18 protein-coding genes and 1 tRNA gene are annotated in these 18,116 nt (G+C 48.4%); 15 read left to right on the forward strand and 4 right to left on the reverse strand.

All coding sequences use genetic code 11. The annotated features are described in order from the left end of the window. Positions 1 to 10: 10 nt before the first annotated feature. The 3 genes from BLS62_RS07950 to BLS62_RS07960 all read left to right on the forward strand — a co-directional run bounded on the left by BLS62_RS07950 (position 11) and on the right by BLS62_RS07960 (position 2,074). On the forward strand, positions 11 to 613 hold the full coding sequence (locus BLS62_RS07950) for a response regulator transcription factor (protein ID WP_200798583.1): 603 nt from the start codon (positions 11 to 13) through the stop codon (positions 611 to 613). 183 nt (positions 614 to 796) lie between these two features. Continuing rightward, positions 797 to 1,126, forward strand: coding sequence for a response regulator (locus tag BLS62_RS07955; protein ID WP_208990744.1), 330 nt, complete (start codon positions 797 to 799; stop codon positions 1,124 to 1,126). Positions 1,127 to 1,354: 228 nt separating this feature from the next. Then, the gene (locus BLS62_RS07960) at positions 1,355 to 2,074 is read left to right on the forward strand and encodes a Crp/Fnr family transcriptional regulator (protein WP_093179084.1); all 720 of its coding nucleotides are present in this window, start codon (positions 1,355 to 1,357) and stop codon (positions 2,072 to 2,074) included. Between the two features lie 105 nt (positions 2,075 to 2,179). On the opposite strand, the gene hemN is transcribed toward BLS62_RS07960, so the two are convergent. After that, positions 2,180 to 3,529: an oxygen-independent coproporphyrinogen III oxidase gene (gene hemN, locus BLS62_RS07965; protein ID WP_093179087.1), complete on the reverse strand. Its 1,350-nt coding sequence runs from the start codon at positions 3,527 to 3,529 to the stop codon at positions 2,180 to 2,182. Between the two features lie 530 nt (positions 3,530 to 4,059). Here hemN and BLS62_RS31645 point away from each other — a divergent pair. The 9 genes from BLS62_RS31645 (at position 4,060) to ccoS (ending at position 12,842) form a co-directional block, all read left to right on the forward strand. Then, a complete protein-coding gene (locus tag BLS62_RS31645) occupies positions 4,060 to 4,239 on the forward strand; it encodes an AbrB family transcriptional regulator (protein WP_244283559.1) in 180 nt (59 codons plus the stop codon). Between the two features lie 498 nt (positions 4,240 to 4,737). Next, complete coding sequence (ccoN, locus tag BLS62_RS07975) at positions 4,738 to 6,390, forward strand: cytochrome-c oxidase, cbb3-type subunit I (protein WP_093179090.1); 1,653 nt, start codon at positions 4,738 to 4,740, stop codon at positions 6,388 to 6,390. Between the two features lie 14 nt (positions 6,391 to 6,404). Next, positions 6,405 to 7,139 carry a cytochrome-c oxidase, cbb3-type subunit II gene (gene ccoO, locus BLS62_RS07980; RefSeq protein ID WP_093179093.1) on the forward strand — a complete coding sequence of 245 codons (735 nt, stop codon included), beginning with the start codon at positions 6,405 to 6,407 and terminating at the stop codon, positions 7,137 to 7,139. Positions 7,140 to 7,150: 11 nt separating this feature from the next. Next, a complete protein-coding gene (locus BLS62_RS07985) occupies positions 7,151 to 7,309 on the forward strand; it encodes a cbb3-type cytochrome c oxidase subunit 3 (RefSeq protein WP_093188624.1) in 159 nt (52 codons plus the stop codon). Continuing rightward, a complete protein-coding gene (gene ccoP, locus BLS62_RS07990; protein ID WP_093179096.1) occupies positions 7,309 to 8,184 on the forward strand; it encodes a cytochrome-c oxidase, cbb3-type subunit III in 876 nt (291 codons plus the stop codon). Before BLS62_RS07985 ends, ccoP begins: the two co-directional genes overlap by 1 nt. 166 nt (positions 8,185 to 8,350) lie before the next feature. Next, entirely contained in the window at positions 8,351 to 9,751 is a 1,401-nt protein-coding gene (gene ccoG / locus BLS62_RS07995; RefSeq protein ID WP_093188625.1) for a cytochrome c oxidase accessory protein CcoG, read from the forward strand. 134 nt (positions 9,752 to 9,885) lie between these two features. Further along, positions 9,886 to 10,413: a FixH family protein gene (locus BLS62_RS08000; protein WP_093179098.1), complete on the forward strand. Its 528-nt coding sequence runs from the start codon at positions 9,886 to 9,888 to the stop codon at positions 10,411 to 10,413. Between the two features lie 12 nt (positions 10,414 to 10,425). After that, complete coding sequence (locus BLS62_RS08005) at positions 10,426 to 12,645, forward strand: cation-translocating P-type ATPase (RefSeq protein ID WP_093179101.1); 2,220 nt, start codon at positions 10,426 to 10,428, stop codon at positions 12,643 to 12,645. A gap of 8 nt (positions 12,646 to 12,653) precedes the next feature. Then, positions 12,654 to 12,842 (forward strand): cbb3-type cytochrome oxidase assembly protein CcoS, encoded by a 189-nt coding sequence (gene ccoS, locus BLS62_RS08010; protein ID WP_093179104.1) that lies wholly within the window; start codon positions 12,654 to 12,656, stop codon positions 12,840 to 12,842. Positions 12,843 to 12,928: 86 nt separating this feature from the next. Here ccoS and hemA read toward each other — a convergent pair whose 3' ends face one another. Continuing rightward, complete coding sequence (gene hemA, locus BLS62_RS08015) at positions 12,929 to 14,206, reverse strand: 5-aminolevulinate synthase (RefSeq protein ID WP_093179107.1); 1,278 nt, start codon at positions 14,204 to 14,206, stop codon at positions 12,929 to 12,931. Between the two features lie 301 nt (positions 14,207 to 14,507). On the opposite strand from hemA, the gene BLS62_RS08020 reads away from it, so the two are divergent. After that, the gene (locus BLS62_RS08020; protein WP_208990747.1) at positions 14,508 to 15,017 is read left to right on the forward strand and encodes a response regulator; all 510 of its coding nucleotides are present in this window, start codon (positions 14,508 to 14,510) and stop codon (positions 15,015 to 15,017) included. A gap of 82 nt (positions 15,018 to 15,099) precedes the next feature. On the opposite strand, the gene BLS62_RS08025 is transcribed toward BLS62_RS08020, so the two are convergent. Beyond that, positions 15,100 to 15,282, reverse strand: coding sequence for a hypothetical protein (locus BLS62_RS08025; RefSeq protein WP_093179110.1), 183 nt, complete (start codon positions 15,280 to 15,282; stop codon positions 15,100 to 15,102). 543 nt (positions 15,283 to 15,825) lie between these two features. Then, positions 15,826 to 15,900, reverse strand: a tRNA-Thr gene (locus BLS62_RS08030). A 252-nt stretch (positions 15,901 to 16,152) separates the two neighbouring features. On the opposite strand from BLS62_RS08030, the gene BLS62_RS08035 reads away from it, so the two are divergent. Together BLS62_RS08035 and murA are read left to right on the forward strand one after the other, a co-directional pair. Next, positions 16,153 to 16,308, forward strand: coding sequence for a hypothetical protein (locus tag BLS62_RS08035; RefSeq protein WP_200798625.1), 156 nt, complete (start codon positions 16,153 to 16,155; stop codon positions 16,306 to 16,308). Between the two features lie 311 nt (positions 16,309 to 16,619). Then, positions 16,620 to 17,909, forward strand: a complete 1,290-nt coding sequence (gene murA, locus BLS62_RS08040; protein WP_093179116.1) for a UDP-N-acetylglucosamine 1-carboxyvinyltransferase — start codon at positions 16,620 to 16,622, stop codon at positions 17,907 to 17,909. Positions 17,910 to 18,116: the final 207 nt, after the last annotated feature.

The following is an 18,116-nucleotide window of genomic DNA, read 5'->3' on the forward strand; positions in this document are numbered from 1 at the left end:
AATCATGACTATGCCGTCTGTGATCCATATTGTTGACGACGACCCTTCGGTTCGCGACGCGCTTTCTCTGCTTTTTGAAACAGAAGGCTTCCGCGTCAGATCCTTTGCGAATGCTGAAGAGTTCCTTGGTGGTGTCGAAGAAGAAACGCCAAACTGTGTGCTTCTCGATGTTCATATGCCTGGCCGGTCCGGTATTGATATTCTGAAGACGTTGAATGGTGAAAAATTCCCAGCTCCAATCTTTATCATTTCCGGCCAGGGCGATATCCCAATGGCTGTTGAAGCGATCAAATTCGGCGCTTACGACTTTATTGAAAAGCCATTCGATGTTGAATCCATCATCTCACGCGTTCGTGAAGCAGTTTCCAGAAGCACCCAATCTGCTGGTTCTTCCAGCTTTACGTTCCCGGGCGCAGAAACTTTGACGCCACGTGAACGTCAGGTTCTGACAGAAATTACGGCTGGTTCTTCCAACAAAGAAGCTGGCCGTAACCTGAAAATTTCCCCGCGTACCGTTGAAGTTCACCGTGCACGTATCATGGAAAAACTCGGTGCTCGCAATGCAGCAGATCTTGTTCGTATCGTGCTGACAGGTGAAGCGCCAGCTGCATAAAGCTGCATTACCTAAAATTTGAAGCACGCTATACTTTTGGCCAAACTTGCCACCCGAGCGTGTTACTACGCATTACAAGGCCCCAGTGCTTGTTTATGGTGACTGGTGAGACAAAGTGCTGCACCTTGGCACTTTGTCTCACGAGACATGAGAACAACTCTGGGGTTTGTTGTGATCTATTTAGTGGAAGATGATGCCTCCGTACGTGATGCGATAGCTGAAATGTTCGAGAGTCTAGAGCTCTGTTGTGCAGCCTTTGCTGATGGAGAATCATTCCTGCGCGGTGCATCTCCGAACGTAGATGATACTGTTTTTGTAGACCTCCATCTTCCCGGTGTTGCTGGAGCTGACCTGATTAAGAAGGTTGCTGCTTTGGATGAGGCGCCACAAATTGTCGCAATCAGCGGCCAGCCTCTTTGGAAAATCAGCAGAGAACTACCAAAAATCACTTCAACGCCTGTTGTTCGTAAGCCTTTGAAAGAACAGGACTTATTGATATTTATCCAAACTTGATCTATCGCAAAAAATCGTTTGCGGCAGATCAAACGAAAAAAATCTAAACAAGCTGCTTAAGGTTTAATACGTATTTAGGCGTTGCGTTCTTACTAGTAAGTCTGCTTCAACGGCTTTGACAAACAATGACGGATGTTTGTCTCGGCCAATAGGCATTTAGAGATTATGCGAATAACTCTCGTTACTTGCCAGGTACGATGTTTGCGGAGTATTCCGATAGGAGGGATTATGGTATCGGCCACATTGACAAAACTTAGCAATCTTGATGGCCAAGCACCACTCGGCGTTTGTCAGGAAAATTTTAAGCAACTGGACGGAAATGGTAAGAACATAGGCCGGAAGCAGCGACTTTCCTCCCACGACGTATTGTTTTACGAAGGCGATAAAGCAGAACGTATCTACGAAGTCGTTCGTGGTGTGATGATGCTGTACAAACTTCTGCCGGACGGGCGTAGGCAGGTTGTATACGTACTGCGCGAAGGCGATATGCTTGGTTTCTCCAATCGTGAATTCTCTGACTGTACAGCTGAAGCGCTGACAGATGTTGAACTTCAGGTTTTTGAAAGCCGAGAGATTTCAACATCTCCGATGATGCAGCATTATGTAAATCGTTGCCTGCTGTCGCAGATGGAAGTTCTGCATGAACATACAGTTCTGTTAGGTCGTAAATCTGCCTTGGAACGTGTTTCTACTTTCCTTATGAGCCTTGTACCAAACCGTGGTGGTCACGGATGTCAGGGCCCTAAAGAAGAAGGTAAGCCAGATACCAAGACTGTTGCATTATCCATGACACGTCAGGAAATTGCTGATTATCTTGGCCTCACCATCGAAACTGTAAGTCGTGTGATTTCTCAGTTGAAGCGTCGTGGTCTCATCAAAGTTGAAAAGCAAGACAGCATTCACATCGCAAATATTTGCGGAATATGCCAGCTGACCGGCATGCACTAAACTTGGTTACCTCTCTCAAATATAAGGCGCTGAATGAGCACCGCCTTTTTAGATATTTGAGTACTAAAAAGCAGCCTTCTCAGGCTGCTTTTGTCGTTTTCGGACTTACACAGCAACCGAGTGACGTGCTTGCTGTGTTGCAAGATAGGTGTCAAATGCAGACGCAACAACACGGACATAACGACGTCCAGCTGCTGTTACAGTGACTTCATTGCCATCAAGCGTAGCAATCCCGTCGGCAATCATGTCTTTCAATGCATCTGGGATACCTGCAAACTCAGCAGCTGGCAGGCTATGCTTTTCAGCTGCTTCACCAAAATCGACGCTGTAGTAGGTCATCAACTGCATGATGATTTCGGCACGGCACAAATCCACCTTGTCAACGACAATACCTTTTTTGATCGGTAGCTCGCCAGCAACAACCATGCGTTCCCATTCACGGGCGGACGGTGTGGTCTGCACATATCCCTGAGGCAGGAAACCAATGGAGCTGCAACCAAAACCGATCAGGCAATCTGCGCTATCTGTGGTGTAACCTTGGAAGTTACGACGGAGCCGGCCTTCCTTAAGGGCGATCGCCATCTCATCAGTTGGAAGTGCAAAATGATCCAGACCGATGACTTCGTAACCAGCATCAACAAGGGCATCACGAGAAACGTCTGAAAGCGAGATACGCTCTCTCGCACCCGGCAAGTTTTCTTCTTTGATCAGCTGCTGATGCTTTTTGAACCACGGAACGTGCGCGTACCCAAAGAGCGCGACGCGGCCTGGAGCCAATGTCTTTGTGTATTCGACAGTCTGGCGGATAGTCTCTTCTGACTGGCCGGGTAGCCCGTACATCAAGTCGAAGTTGATATCAGTCAGGCCAACATTGCGAAGTGCGGTAACTGCTCGCTCTACTGTTTTGAGAGGTTGGATTCGACCAATCTGTTTTTGAACATTTTCATCGAAATCCTGAACACCGAGGCTTGTGCGTGTAATGCCAGCCATCCTGAGTGTTTCGGCCAGATAATCGCCAACGGTTCTTGGGTCGAGTTCGATGGCATGTTCAATGTCATCAGTGAAGACGAAATTGGCTTTCAGCTTCTCGACAATCTTGAGGAACGCTTCCCGAGGGACCAGACTTGGCGTACCGCCACCCCAATGGATGTGGTGAACTTCACGACCGGTTCCCAACTTAGTCAGCACAAGGTCAATCTCTTGGAGCATAAGCTCGACATAAGCCAGAACCGGCTGGATCTTCTTTGTCGCCTTCGTATTACATCCGCAATAATGGCACATTTCCTGACAAAATGGCACGTGCAGGTATAAAGACAACGGCGTATCACTTGGGATACTCTCCAGCCAATCTCCATAAAGAGAAGGCGTAACAGCTTCACTGAAGTGAGGAGCTGTAGGGTAGGAGGTGTAACGTGGTACGTTCAGCGACGCATATTTTTGCTCAAGATCGGTCATGTCGCCAAGATACGCATATTGACTATTCGTACTTTGATCCCTGTCAACATCCAGGGATTTTTAGAAAACTCCAGTGCATTCAATGAATTCAGGTGTATTTGTAAATAATTCAAACGCAGATTGTTTGCCAGATGTATTGGTTTTTTGAATCAAGACTGACCGTATATATGGCAACTTGTATCTCTGCATTGCCACAATTGCACAGCAGAGAGGCCAGCCATGCACATTAGATAGCAGCTGGAAACACTCCTAATTTTCCTCGGGTTAGGTACGGTTGGTGTCTTGGTTTTTGAGGCGCTGCCATGGGGCTTTCCTAGTGCCTTGGCCATGACAACAGCCCTTGCACAAGAACGTAGTGCAGCGATGGAGCGGATCATGTTTGTTTAGTTTGTGCGGCTGGGCCGGAGCAAATCTCATCAACCTATTCTCGCGCAAGAGCTGAAGCAAAAGGCACGCCTCAATTATTGCTTACTCGTGGTACCTCAGTTGGCCACCATATCGGAAAGCTGGGGCCCAGAGAGTTAAAGCCAATGATCGAGATCTTGCTTGTCATATTTGTGATCAGTCTCTCGGTCGCGCTGATAGGGGCGCTGCTGGTATCCTGGGTACTATCAATTTCATTCGGCAAAGTTCTTTTGGCGTTTGCTCCGGGCGGAATGGAAGCAATTTTGTTGATTTCCGTCCTGTTGGACATTGATCCTGCTTTGTAACAGCTTGCCCGGTTGATGGGGCTGCTCGCGTTCTTGCCCTTAATAACGGGCTGGGTGCTTGGGCCAGTGCCGCCCAAACTACGCAAATCCGATGGCGTTGGGTAGAAAACACGCCAAAACTGCGGTTTTTCAGGAGATGAGAAAGGGGCGTGGGAGTGCATTTTGTGCGCTGTTACATTGCTTGGATTGTAAAACGATTTCCTGTTGATTCTACGTATGCATGTATAGGCAAATTCGCCTATACATTTGGGCTCGTTTTAGGAAGAATTCACGCAACACAACGCAGCCTACGACAATTCGTCACAATCAGCTGTAATTCATTGTAACATATGAATTATTGTCCAAAATTGTACTCGCAGTTAAGAATTAGAGTAATTTTATTTTTTTTGTTCGAGTTCTTTTTGATATGTATCAAGGGCGGGGCAATTTGCCACCCATAGAACTACCCTCAGGTTGTCCTATCTGGACGAACTTTGTTACTTTTAATGGGGCAACATCATGGGTGAGCGGAAAGTCAAAGTTCTGTCGCTTGAGGAAGGCGGTTTCTCCGTACTTCTTTTGGCTGCAGCGATTTTCTGTCTGATCGTCGCAGGGAAAACCTGGGATCAGGTCTTGGCATTTCATGCTAGTTTGATTGCACTTGCATCAATCGCTGGTATTTTCTTTATTTTCCGCCGGTATTTCGACGGAAACAACAGTCCGGCACCACGAGAAATCAATGGTAAGCCGAACTACAATATGGGGCCCGTGAAATTTTCCACGTGGGCCTCTGTTTTCTGGGGTATCGCTGGCTTTTCGGTTGGTGTGATCATTGCATCGCAGCTGGCATTTCCAGCGCTGAATTTTGATCTGCCGTGGACTACTTTTGGACGTCTTCGTCCATTACATACCTCGGCTGTGATTTTCGCATTCGGCGGCAACGTGCTCATTGCTACGTCGTTCTACGTTGTGCAACGCACTTGTCAGGCCCGTTTGCCTGGTACAATCGCCCCATGGTTTGTTGTTCTTGGTTACAATCTGTTTATCGTCGTTGCGGGTACAGGTTACCTTCTCGGTGTTACGCAGGGTAAAGAATACGCTGAACCGGAATGGTACGCTGACTGGTTGCTGACAGTTGTTTGGGTCGCATACCTTCTGGTGTTCCTGGGTTCCATATGGCGCCGCAAAGAGCCTCATATCTATGTAGCGAACTGGTTTTATCTTGCGTTCATCGTAACAATTGCTGTTTTGCACTTGTTCAATAACGCATCCATTCCAGTCAGTATCTACTCCACCAAATCCTATATTGTTTGGGGTGGTGTGCAAGATGCGATGGTGCAATGGTGGTACGGCCATAACGCTGTGGGCTTCTTCCTGACAGCTGGCTTCCTTGCGATCATGTACTACTTCATTCCGAAGCGTGCAGAGCGTCCGGTTTACTCTTACCGTTTGTCAATCGTGCACTTCTGGGCGCTGATCTTCCTATACATCTGGGCTGGTCCACACCACTTGCACTACACGTCTCTGCCTCAGTGGGCAGGTACTCTTGGCATGACCTTCTCCATCATCCTCTGGATGCCGTCTTGGGGCGGTATGATCAACGGTCTTATGACTTTGTCCGGCGCTTGGGATAAGCTGCGGACTGATCCGGTCCTGCGTATGATGGTTGTATCTGTTGCGTTCTACGGAATGGCAACATTCGAAGGCCCGTTGATGTCTATTCGTGCAGTGAACTCTTTGTCTCACTACACAGATTGGACCATTGGTCACGTACATGCAGGAGCGCTTGGTTGGGTTGGTTACATTTCCTTCGGTGCTCTGTACTGCTTGGTTCCGTGGCTTTACCATAAATCATTGTACTCTCTGCGCCTCGTAAACTGGCACTTCTGGATCTCGACGCTCGGTATCGTGTTCTACATCTGTTCGATGTGGGTCTCCGGTATCATGCAAGGTCTGATGTGGCGTGCATACGATAGCCTTGGCTTCCTTGAGTACTCCTTCATCGATACTGTTGACGCAATGTACCCGTTCTATGTCATGCGTGCATTCGGTGGCCTTCTGTTCCTCGCAGGTGCTGTCATTATGGCCTATAACCTCGTGATGACAGTTCGTGTTGGTGAAGTTGTCGAGAGTGCAGCCGCAGGCCAGCCTGCTATGGCTCCAGCGGAATAATCGGGAGATCACGAATGTCTGCTTGGAAAAAACACCAAATCTTCGAGACGAACTCGTTGTTCCTGCTTATTGGTATCGTCATAATGATCTCAATCGGTGGTCTTGTGGAGATTGTGCCGCTTTTTTACCTAAAGAGCACAATTGAAAAAGTAGAGGGCATGCGCCCTTACACCCCGCTTGAGCTCACAGGGCGCAACATCTTTGTGCGTGAAGGCTGTTATGCTTGTCACTCGCAACAGATCCGTCCACTGCGCGATGAACTGGAGCGCTATGGCAACTACTCTTTGGCAGCGGAATCTATGTACGATCGTCCGTTCCAGTGGGGTTCAAAGCGTACTGGTCCTGATCTGGCACGTGTTGGTGGTAAGTACTCCGACGAATGGCAGCGCGATCATCTTGTCGACCCGCGCTCGGTATCTCCAACCTCGGTAATGCCTGGTTATCCATTCCTCTTGGAAGCCAAGGTTAATGTCCGTGAGATGCAAAACCACCTGAAGGTGAATGCAATCTACGGCGTTCCATACACTGAGGAACAGATAGCGGCTGCTAAACAGGATCTTCTGGCACAGGCGAAGCCTGATAGTGATGCAGCTGAAGGTTTTGAGGAGCGTTATCCCACGGCCCAGATCCGTGACTTCGATGGTAATCCATCAGAGGTAACAGAAATGGATGCTCTTGTTGCTTATCTGCAAATGCTGGGCACTCTCGTAGATTTTAATCTCTACGATGAAAAAGCTGACCTACGCTAAAGGAGAAAATGATGGATTCCACTTACACATTTCTTGCTAACTTTGCGCAGACAGGTGGCTTGCTCTATTTCGTGGTGATTTTTGCAGGTGTATTGGTTTACGCCCTGTGGCCTAGCAATAAGGAGCGTTTTGACGACGCTTCGCATGTCCCGCTGCGGGAGGACGACTAATGGCTGATTACAAAAAGGAAATCGACCAAGTTACTGGGGTCGAGACCACAGGCCATGAATGGGATGGACTGAAAGAGCTTAACAACCCACTTCCAAAGTGGTGGCTCTATATGTTTTACGCGTCGATTGTCTGGTCAGTGGGCTACTGGATTCTAATGCCGAGCTGGCCCCTCCTTAATGGCTATACTGAAGGTCTTTTGGGAACCAACCAACGTGCTGCTGTTCTTCAGGAGTTTGAAGTTGCAAACGCTGAACGAGCGCTGACGGGTGAGAAGCTTATGGCAGCTTCCCTGGAAGAAATACGTGATACTCCGGCGTTGCTGGAGTTTGCTATGGCTCAGGGTAACGTGGCATTTGGTGATAATTGTGCTCCTTGTCATGGTGCTGGCGCGACTGGTTTTGATGGTTATCCAAACCTTCAGGACGATAACTGGATCTGGGGTGGCGATCTAGACGCCATCGCAACAACCATTTCCTACGGCGTTCGCGCAGAGCATGATGAAACCCGTTATGCTGAAATGCCAGCATTTGGGCGTGATGAGCTGCTTTCTGAAGAAGAAATCACGCAGGTGGCCAATTACGTTGGTTCCTTGTCTGGTCTTCCATCCGAAAGTGGAGTTGATCTGGAAGCTGGTAAAGTTGTTTACGAAGACAACTGTGCTGCTTGTCACCAGGACAACGCTAAAGGTGACCTCGAAATGGGTTCTCCGAACCTGCTTGCTCCGACTTACCTTTATGGCAAGTCTGTAGAGGCAATCAAAGCGCAGGTTACTGCGCCACGTCACGGCGTAATGCCAAACTGGATCGATCGTCTGGGTGAGACCACAGTGAAATCACTGGCTGTGTACGTTCACTCTCTTGGCGGCGGCCAGTAAGGCTCCCAAGGTACAATTTCGAAATAGACGAGGACGCGTAAGTGTCCTCGTTTCGCTTGCACAGTGCACATCGCCAACTGAGGAAGACGTTATGTCTAGCCAAGTTGAACCCATCGATAATGAAGAAGATGAAGCCTGGTTTGCGTCAGCGGCTAAAGTTTACCCCATGGATGTAAACGGTCGTTTTCGTAAAATAAAATGGGCCATCCTTTTTATTACTCTTGGAATATACTATTTTACGCCGTTTATCCGTTGGGATAGGGGGCCTCTTCTTCCTGATCAAGCTGTTCTTGTCGATTTTGAAAGAAAGCGTGGTTACTTTTTCTTTTTAGAAATCTGGCCACAGGAAGTTTACTATCTTACAGGTCTTCTGATTCTTGCAGCTGTCGGCCTTTTCTTGATGAACGCGATTGCTGGTCGTTTGTGGTGTGGTTATTTATGCCCGCAAACGGTCTGGACAGACCTATTCTTTAAAATTGAAAGCCTCATTGAGGGTGATCGCCGCAAGCGTATTGCTCTGGATAAAGAGCCTTGGTCTGCAAGCAAGATCCTGAAGAAAGGCACTAAGCATTTTTTATGGATAATGGTTGCCTGGTGGACAGGTGGGGCGTGGGTTCTCTATTTTTCTGACGCCCCGACGTTAGTTTACGATCTGGCAACCGGAGCGGCAGCGTTCTCTGTTTATCTTTGGATTGGCATTCTGACCTTCACCACATATTCCCTCGCCGGGCATATGCGCGAGCAGGTTTGCGTTTACATGTGTCCATGGCCACGTATTCAGGCCGCTCTCACCGATGAGCACGCGTTGAACGTCACATACCGGTATGATCGTGGTGAGCCGCGCGGTCACCTGAAAGAAAGCAAGAAGCGTACTGCTGAGGGTCTTCCTGCAGGTGATTGTATTGATTGTAACCAGTGCTACTTTGCATGTCCGACCGGTGTCGACATCCGTAAGGGTGCACAGCTGGATTGTATTCAGTGTGGTCTGTGTATTGATGCTTGTGATTCAATCATGACAAAGGTTGGGAAACCAACTGGTCTGATCGCCTATGACACAGATGATAACATCGAACGCCGTGAAAAAGGCGAAGAGCCTGTCTACCGCCTTATTAGACCACGTACGGTTATCTATGCTGCCATTATCCTGCTGATTATGGGTGCAATGCTCTATGCGCAGCTGAACCGCAGTATGACAGGTCTGTCAGTCGTTCATGATCGCAACCCGCTTTATGTCCAACAAAATGACGGTTCGTTCCGAAATGGTTATTCTTTGAGATTGTTGAATAAACATAACAAGGAGCAATATTTCACGTTGAGTGTTGAGGGGATGCCAGTTGGAACTAAACTGGAAGTTGTTGGGGTTAGTAAAGACGGTGTAGCTGCCGCAAATGCGACTAAGTTACAGTTAGGCGTCGATGCAGATACAACACGTTCTGTAAGGGCGTTGGTCTTTTCACCATCTGGTGAGGCATTGCCTGCATCGCGACCAATGGGCTTCAAGTTGATAGACATGGAGACTGGTGAAACCACATTGATTGAAGACTTCTTCCGTGCACCAGGTACGTAGGCTCTTCAGTTTATTGTGAAAACACCTAAATAACTCTTGTGGTAAGGGGACCAGCCCTTACCACAATCCTTAAAGGCCAAAATAGAGTTGCTCGCCCCCCGAAATCCCATGAGCAATTCAAAAGGAGCTAGGAAATGACAATGGCTGTAGATGATAAGTCTCAACGCGAACCGCGGAAATTTACTGGCCGCATGTTTCTGTTTTGCATCGTTGGTTTCTTCGGCCTTATCTTTGTATCGAACGGCATTATGATGTACCTTGCTATCGGCACGTTTCCGGGCCTGGAGGTCGAAAGTTCTTACAAGGCGGGTCAACGCTATAATAGAGAACTGGCTAAAGTCAGAGCACAGGCTAAGCTGAACTGGAAAGTGAATGCTGCTATTGAACGCAATAACGATGGTTCTGCCCTTATTCGCGTTATTGCAAAAGATAAGCTTGGTGTTCCGATTACTGGTGAACTGGTTACAGTCATGTTGCACCGGCCGGCCATCACTGCTGCGGATCAGGATTTACGCCTTGCTGAACGCTCTGCTGGTGAATACATGGCAAATGCAATGGACATTCAAGCTGGTAACTGGAATGTGGTGGTTGAAATCGCAGATCCTGATGGCGGCGAACTGCCAATCTTCCGGTCCAAGAACAAGATTTATTTCGCTAAGTAGGGCAGTATAGCCATGACTGCGCCTGAGAGAGATTGGGCTGCATTCGTAACCAACTCCGATGACGGCAAGGCTCACATGGATCTTGCTGTAGACGGTATTACGTGTGCTGCTTGTATGTATGAAATTGAACGCGGCCTTCAAAAAATTGATGGCGTCGAAAAAGCACGCGTAAACCTGTCATCTCATCGGTTGTCTGTTGATTGGGATGGAGATAAAACCAATCCATCTCCGATCGTCGATCTCCTGCAAAAGCTTGGTTACAAGGCGTATCCTTTTGACCCGGCTCAGGTGAAGTCGCGCGGCGATACAGCGGGTAAAGAGATACTCCGTGCCTTGGCTGTTGCTGGCTTTGCCGCCATGAATATCATGTTGCTGTCAATCTCCATCTGGTCCGGCAACGCCACAGACATTGATCCAGAAACCCGCTCGTTTTTTCACTGGATTTCTGCGTTCATAGCGCTCCCAACCGTTATTTATTCCGGGCGGATCTTTTACCGCAGCGCCTACATGGCAGTCAGAACGCGCCGTGTGAATATGGATGTTCCCATCACAATTGGAGTGTTGCTGGCAACAGGCCTATCAGTCGTGCAAACGATTCAGGAAGCTCAACATGCGTATTACGACAGCGCTGTAATGCTTCTGTTCTTCCTCTTGGTTGGTCGCTATTTCGATCATCTGATGCGCCGGAAAACTCGTTCATTTGCCGAAAACCTCGCAACACTTAAAGCGGAGAGCGCTGCCAAAATCATGGAGGATGGCAGCGTTAAAGACATGCCGCTGTCCAAATTGGGTGTCGGTGATAAGGTTTTGGTACGCGCCGGAGAGCGGATCTCTGTTGATGGCAGACTTTCAAAAGGAACGTCAGAGGTAGATCAAAGCCTCGTAACCGGCGAAACTCTTCTGCAGCCAGTCGGGCAGGGGGATTTTGTCTACGCAGGTACCATGAATACCTATGGTGTTTTGGAGGTGGAAGTTACTGCCGCTGCAAAAGGCACTTTGCTGGATGAAGTGAATAAACTTCTGGAAACGGCCATGGAAGGTCGATCCACCTACGTGAAGGTCGCGGACCGCGCCTCACAACTTTACGCACCAGTCGTACATGTGGCAGCATTGCTGACGCTGGTCGGTTGGATCCTATGGGGAATGGACTGGCAACCAGCTTTGGTCATTGCCATTTCGGTGCTTATCATCACGTGCCCTTGTGCCTTAGGTCTCGCTATTCCAGCTGTGCAAGTTGTTGCCAGTGGCCTGTTCTTTAAAGAACGCGTACTCTTAAATGCGGGGGACGCTATTGAAAGACTTGCTGGTGCAGATACGATCGTCTTCGATAAGACGGGTACTCTAACGCTTCCAGATGTAGCGCTTGCAAAGGATCACGGCCTTTCAGAGCGTGAGTTGCAATTAGCTGGACGTTTGGCTCTATCGTCCTCTCATCCGCTTTCTCTAGCGGTCGCAAGAGCTACAGGCGTGCTTCAAATCTTGTCGGATGCCAAAGAAACCGCCGGCAAGGGTGTCGAAGCCCTGTATGACGGCGAGTATTTGAAATTGGGCTCACCTACGTTTTGTGGTGTGTCTGATGAGCAGCTCTCACAAGCGCAGGCACAACGACCTGATGCATCCTTTGTGGCGTTCCAGCAAGGCGAGAATAAGCCGAACCTTCTCCCTGTCGGTCAGTTCATGAGAGACGGCGCTGTAGAGACGGTTCAGAAACTGAAGAGCGCTGGATATACAATCGAAATCCTGAGCGGAGACCATGCAGGTGCAGTCAAGTACGCTGCGGATCTTTTGGGTATCGCTGATTGGAAAGCGGGTATGAAGCCGCAGGACAAGATTGACCGGATCGAAGAGCTGAAGGGGCAGGGGTGCAAGGTTTTGATGGTGGGGGATGGTTTAAATGATGCACCGTCGCTTGCTGCTGCAAATGTCTCCATGTCCCCGGTCTCGGCAGTGCACGTCAGCCAAGCGGCCGCCGATGCTGTGTTCCTGGGGGATAGTCTTGCACCCGTCATGAGTGCGCTACGGATCTCTCGTAAGGCTCGGTTCGTTATGAACCAGAATCTGGCTATATCTATTATTTATAACCTGTTCGCAGTGCCTTTTGCGGTGCTTGGTTTTGTCACACCCCTCGTTGCGGCCTTGGCTATGTCGGGTTCTTCCATTATCGTAACACTTAATGCAGTTCGCCTGAGAATGGTGGCAGGCACATCATCGAAGCCCAAGCGGGAGGCTTGAAAAGAACAATGGAAGTCTTAATCTACCTCATTCCAATTGCGTTGGTTCTCGGCGGTGCAGGATTGATAGCGTTTTTATGGTCTTTAAAGTCCGGGCAATACGACGATATGGAAGGCCCTAAGTGGCGTATTCTTGATGATGGAGATTTACAGGAGAACAGCGCTCCGGTGAAAGCTGAGCAGCGCAAGGTCTCCTGAAAATAGCCTCTAAAAACCTAACAGTTTATTCACATAAAAAGGCCGGCTTTGAAAGCCGGCCTTTTTATGTGTCAAAGCGTTGGTAATTAACCGCCAGCGAATTGATAAACAGCTTGTCCAGTTCCTGCATCCAAATCTTCTTCAGCTGGAGCATCAGTGAGCGGAAGACCGAGGGTTTGCCAAACATCCACAAGTGCATCACGAAGATGAGCGATCAGCGCGTCATTGTGAACAGGGCCTGGAGTAATGCGCAGGCGCTCAGTACCACGTGGAACCGTTGGATAATTGATTGGCTGAATGTAGATGCCATGCTTATCAAGCAGCATATCCGTTGCTTGCTTACAAAGATCAGGATCAGCAACCAGTACTGGAATGATGTGGGTGTCAGAGGCCATCACTGGCAAACCAGCTGCGGAAAGCACATCTTTCGTACGCTGTGCCTGACGCTGTTGTCCTTCACGTTCAATGCCAGAAACTTTGAGGTGCTTGATGGAAGCAGTCGCCGCTGCTGCAAGTCCCGGAGGGATAGCTGTGGTGAAGATAAAGCCCGGCGCATAGGAGCGAACCGCATCAATAATGGTCTGGGAAGCAGTAATGTAACCACCCATCACACCAAATGCTTTTGCTAAAGTTCCCTCGATGATGTCCATGCGATCCATAACACCATCACGCTCACTGATACCGCCGCCGCGTGGTCCGTACATGCCAACAGCGTGCACTTCGTCAATGTAGGTCATAGCGTTGTATTTGTCTGCAAGGTCAGCAATACGCTCAATCGGAGCAATGTCACCATCCATGGAGTAAACAGATTCAAAGACGATCAGCTTAGCGCGGTCATTACCAGCAGCTTTCAGCAAATCCTCAAGATGTTCCAGATCGTTATGGCGCCAAACTTTCTTGGAAGTCCCTGCGCCGCGAACACCCGCAATCATTGATGCGTGGTTCAGCTGATCAGACAGGATCAAACAATCAGGAAGCAGTTTCGCGATGGTGGAAATTGATGCTTCATTTGAAACAAAGCCACTGGAGAAAACCAGAGCGCCTTCTTTGCCGTGGAGGTCAGCAAGTTCTTCCTCAAGCTGTACCAGAGGGTAGTTAGTGCCGGAGATGTTGCGAGTACCACCTGCACCAGCACCCATGCGCTTTACAGTTTCAGTCATCGCTTCGATTACGGCTGGATGTTGCCCCATCCCCAGGTAGTCGTTCGAACACCAAATGACGATTTCACGAAGGTTCTGGTTTTCTTTGCGCCAAAGAGCATGAGGGTGACGGCCTGCAATGCGTTCCAGATTAGCAAATACGCGGTACCTTTTTTCGTCCTTCAAAGAAGCAATCGCCTCATCGAAGATTTCTTGGTAGTCCATTTTTTGCCCCTTATACTGCGGCGGTATTTTATTCGGCGATACTTTAGATTTAACCTAAACTTAGCGGCTATCCTTGGTCCTGTCGAAGGACACATTGACGCGGCCCCAAGTTTTACGGATTTATCAAAGGATATTTTCAGATACGCACATAAGCCTATATATAGCAGTGACGGTCTTTGACATAGAACTATAACCCTGCAGTCTTGCAATTTGTTTTGTTCTCTGCCACACCTTGTAATTAATAACTGAATTTTTGTTCTAATTGGATTGGGTTACGTGAAAGTGGCCGGAGCTTATTTGCGTGAGTATTGACCTGTCATCCCTCTCTTTTCTGGTGGTTGAAGATAGTGCTTATATGCGCACTATTCTGCGGACGATGTTGCAAGGGTTTGGCGCTCGCAAAATTGTAGAAGCAGAAGACGGGGCGTCCGGCCTTGAAGCGATGGATCGCTCAAATCCGGATATCTTGATTATTGACTGGGTTATGCCAATTCTAGATGGCGCGGATATGGTGCGAATGATCCGCAACCCAAATAATCCTTATGCATACATTCCTATAATCATGGTGACGGCTCATACAGAACGCAGCCGGATCATTGAGGCTAGAAAGCTTGGTATTCATGAGCTGCTGTGTAAGCCAATCTCGGCCAAAGCACTGTATCAACGGATCGCATCTATTATTCTTCAACCAAGAGATTTTGTGAAAACAGCTGGTTACTTTGGGCCAGCCCCACGCGAAATTCGTGGGCCTAAGAAAAGCTGGAATGATACTAAGTCAGCAGTTAGCCAAGCGCCGGCAACAATGATTTGACGTAGCCATTTGAATTTTCCGAAAAATATGAAAAATTCCCTCGGAGGTATCATTTAACCTCCAAGGTAAGTTTGGGTGTTATTTAGAGCGCTATCAACCTCTGAACAGCGCTTTCCCACTTTTCAGGGGGCAGGCTTGTCACGAGGCGAATGAGCTGAGCAAACTCAGCTTCTTCCAGCTGATAGCGTAGCATCTGCAATTCTGCTTCGGAAAATTTGCTCGTCGCGCTTATTGGAATATCTGCGTCTATTACTGCTTGAATCATTCTCACCCCCTTGTCTTCGGCAACATGCAAACCAGTTCGCCTAGACATATATCGTCGTACAAGTGCGCTTGGCAGGCATACCCTCTCTCCCAAGATTAGCTAAATTCAGCTATGTGGAAAACAGCCCCAATATGCCCCCAAGACCTAAGAAAACTCGCAGGACTCAAAACATAAGTAAACCAACCCCAAGGTGAAATATGGTAGTTTTGTGGCGCGTTGTTTCTTAGTCACACTGCCGTAAAGGCATTGGTATATCAAGGATGCGATGGTAATTATATTTCAACATTGAGATATTTAAATATAAAATACAGACAGAAAATTTTCATGTAGCAGCGATTTTTCAACCGTGACTAGTTCATAGTTAGCAGTGCACGTTAACGTTTCCGCACTCTGCAAGAAACTCATTCTAGGCAGAGTTGTAAATCGTTCCATTTTACGAAGGATTTTGGAGCGCAAATTTCTTGCATTAATGGAGAATAGAAGCGTGTAAGCACGCCAATTACGCCGTCAGAGACGAATTGAAGTCATGAATTCATTGGAAACTGGTGCTGCCGGAGAGATTCGAACTCTCGACCTCTCCCTTACCAAGGGAGTGCTCTACCCCTGAGCTACGGCAGCATCGCTGATATGAAAAGCATAGGGTATGCTTCTCATTTTCTTCCAAGATTGCGGATTTTGCAACGAGGTTACTGTCCCGTGAGTAATACCCTCGGAACGAGGAGGCTTATGTCATAACCTTTTTAAACCTGCAAGGGGTTTTGTTGGTAGGTCTGTGGAAACTGAATATCATAGGGATTTGAAAGTATTGCCATATATTTGTGGTGCTCTGAAGCTCTTGGCATCAACCAGTTCCTCGTGTACCTGTTGGGCATGACAGATTCAAAGAAAACTGAGCATGCCGGGAAGGCTGAGGAAGCTGCGGCTAAGCCTAAGAAAGACCCCAAAGCTGAGCGCTTGGCAGAAGCTTTGCGCGCCAATTTGCGTCGTAGAAAGCAAGCAGCTAAACGCAGCAAGGACGAGGGTTAAGGGCTGCGAGAACCCTCATCTAAAGGCGATGTGCTTACGTTAAGCATTAATGCAGCAATTTCTCTTAAATTGGACGTAATCTGTGAAAACAGCTAGATACTGATGTTTTTGGGCGTAATATTACGTCGCGAACTTGGTGAAAGTGACCAGTTTGAGAAATATTAGTAAGATCTATTGGGGAAAACCAGTGGGGAATAAACAAGGCTAAGAGCATGCCTTGCTTATGCCACAGCCCTAATGTTAGTGGACACAATCAATTCCTCTTCAAAATTGTGTTTCCATCAGCGGGTATTTATTGGGGTATTAGAAGTATGGACAAAATTCGTATTGTTGGCGGCAATCAGCTCAACGGTGTTATTCCGATCTCAGGCGCGAAAAATGCTGCGCTGCCTTTGATGATCGCGTCGCTGTTGTGCGAAGATACATTAACACTGGAAAATGTGCCCCGGCTGCGCGATGTCGCACTTCTGACTCAGATTCTTTCAAATCACGGTGTTGATTATTCTGTTGATGGCAAGCGCGTTGGTCAGGATGTTATGACCGGTCAGACCGTGCACCTCAACGCAAGTAATATTGTTGATACAACAGCTCCTTATGAGCTTGTCTCCAAAATGCGGGCGAGTTTCTGGGTTATCGGTCCATTGCTGGCACGTATGCACACTGCTCGAGTCTCTCTTCCAGGCGGTTGTGCAATTGGGACGCGCCCGGTTGATTTCTTCATTGATGGCCTCAAAGCATTGGGCGCTGAGATTGAGATGGACCGCGGCTATGTTCAGGCAGACGCAAAAGGTGGCCTTAAAGGTGGCCGCGTTGTTTTCCCGAAAACATCTGTTGGCGCAACACACACGGTGATGATGGCCGCGACGCTGGCAAAGGGTGAAAGCGTTATTGAAAACGCCGCTCAAGAGCCAGAAGTTACTGATCTTGCGAACTGTCTCATTGGTATGGGCGCAAAGATTGAAGGGGCTGGCACTGATACAATTCACATTCAAGGCGTTGATAGTCTGGGTGCACACCGCCATCCTGTGATCCCGGATCGGATCGAGACGGGCACCTACGCAATGGCTGTTGCTATGACCGGCGGTGAAGTGACACTGGAAGGTGCACGCGGCGATCTTCTGGAAGGTGCTTTGGATATCCTGCGCCAGACCGGAACTGAGATCACCGAGACAAACGTGGGTCTCAAAGTGCGCCGCAACGGTGGCGGCATTAACCCTGTTGATATTTCAACGGCGCCTTTCCCAGGCTTCCCAACAGATTTGCAGGCGCAATTTATGGCGTTGATGACCCGCTCAAAGGGTGTCAGCAAAATCACAGAGAACATCTTCGAAAACCGCTTCATGCATGTGCAGGAGCTTGCACGTCTGGGCGCAAAAATCACGATGGACGGGCAAGTCGCTTCTGTTGAAGGCGTAGAGACTTTGCACGGTGCGCAGGTGATGGCGACGGATCTACGCGCTTCTGTTTCCCTTGTTATTGCAGGGCTTGCCGCTGAAGGTGAAACAACAGTCAGCCGTGTTTATCATTTGGATCGTGGATTTGAACAGTTGGAAGAAAAACTCTCCCGCTGTGGTGCGGTAATCGAGCGAATCTCGGCCTAAGGCAATCACAGCTTTTTTAATTTGGAACCCGGTCTGAAGCTCAGGCCGGGTTTTTTCTTGGTCTTTCGATTCTTAAAGTGCGTGGAAAGGCGTCTGCTGCTTGAAATCCACTCCATTCGCTCATAGATGTTTTTCTATAAATTGTTGTAATAGTAAGGCTGTCTCGCTCTCTCCTGAGAGATGCCGCAAAGAAATGCTGCAAGGATC

Origin of the sequence: Pseudovibrio sp. Tun.PSC04-5.I4, assembly GCF_900104145.1 — a bacterium.
In the GTDB taxonomy this organism is placed as follows: Bacteria; Pseudomonadota; Alphaproteobacteria; order Rhizobiales; family Stappiaceae; genus Pseudovibrio.

What these genes read in the sequence shown, in the direction of transcription:
- BLS62_RS07950 (WP_200798583.1), top strand. Translation starts at nt 11, where the DNA reads ATGCCGTCTGTGATCCATATTGTTGACGACGACCCTTCGGTTCGCGAC.
- BLS62_RS07960 (WP_093179084.1), top strand. Translation starts at nt 1,355, where the DNA reads ATGGTATCGGCCACATTGACAAAACTTAGCAATCTTGATGGCCAAGCA.
- hemN (WP_093179087.1), bottom strand. Translation starts at nt 3,529, where the DNA reads ATGACCGATCTTGAGCAAAAATATGCGTCGCTGAACGTACCACGTTAC.
- BLS62_RS31645 (WP_244283559.1), top strand. Translation starts at nt 4,060, where the DNA reads ATGATCGAGATCTTGCTTGTCATATTTGTGATCAGTCTCTCGGTCGCG.
- ccoN (WP_093179090.1), top strand. Translation starts at nt 4,738, where the DNA reads ATGGGTGAGCGGAAAGTCAAAGTTCTGTCGCTTGAGGAAGGCGGTTTC.
- ccoO (WP_093179093.1), top strand. Translation starts at nt 6,405, where the DNA reads ATGTCTGCTTGGAAAAAACACCAAATCTTCGAGACGAACTCGTTGTTC.
- BLS62_RS07985 (WP_093188624.1), top strand. Translation starts at nt 7,151, where the DNA reads ATGGATTCCACTTACACATTTCTTGCTAACTTTGCGCAGACAGGTGGC.
- ccoP (WP_093179096.1), top strand. Translation starts at nt 7,309, where the DNA reads ATGGCTGATTACAAAAAGGAAATCGACCAAGTTACTGGGGTCGAGACC.
- ccoG (WP_093188625.1), top strand. Translation starts at nt 8,351, where the DNA reads ATGGATGTAAACGGTCGTTTTCGTAAAATAAAATGGGCCATCCTTTTT.
- BLS62_RS08000 (WP_093179098.1), top strand. Translation starts at nt 9,886, where the DNA reads ATGACAATGGCTGTAGATGATAAGTCTCAACGCGAACCGCGGAAATTT.
- BLS62_RS08005 (WP_093179101.1), top strand. Translation starts at nt 10,426, where the DNA reads ATGACTGCGCCTGAGAGAGATTGGGCTGCATTCGTAACCAACTCCGAT.
- ccoS (WP_093179104.1), top strand. Translation starts at nt 12,654, where the DNA reads ATGGAAGTCTTAATCTACCTCATTCCAATTGCGTTGGTTCTCGGCGGT.
- hemA (WP_093179107.1), bottom strand. Translation starts at nt 14,206, where the DNA reads ATGGACTACCAAGAAATCTTCGATGAGGCGATTGCTTCTTTGAAGGAC.
- BLS62_RS08025 (WP_093179110.1), bottom strand. Translation starts at nt 15,282, where the DNA reads ATGATTCAAGCAGTAATAGACGCAGATATTCCAATAAGCGCGACGAGC.
- BLS62_RS08035 (WP_200798625.1), top strand. Translation starts at nt 16,153, where the DNA reads ATGACAGATTCAAAGAAAACTGAGCATGCCGGGAAGGCTGAGGAAGCT.
- murA (WP_093179116.1), top strand. Translation starts at nt 16,620, where the DNA reads ATGGACAAAATTCGTATTGTTGGCGGCAATCAGCTCAACGGTGTTATT.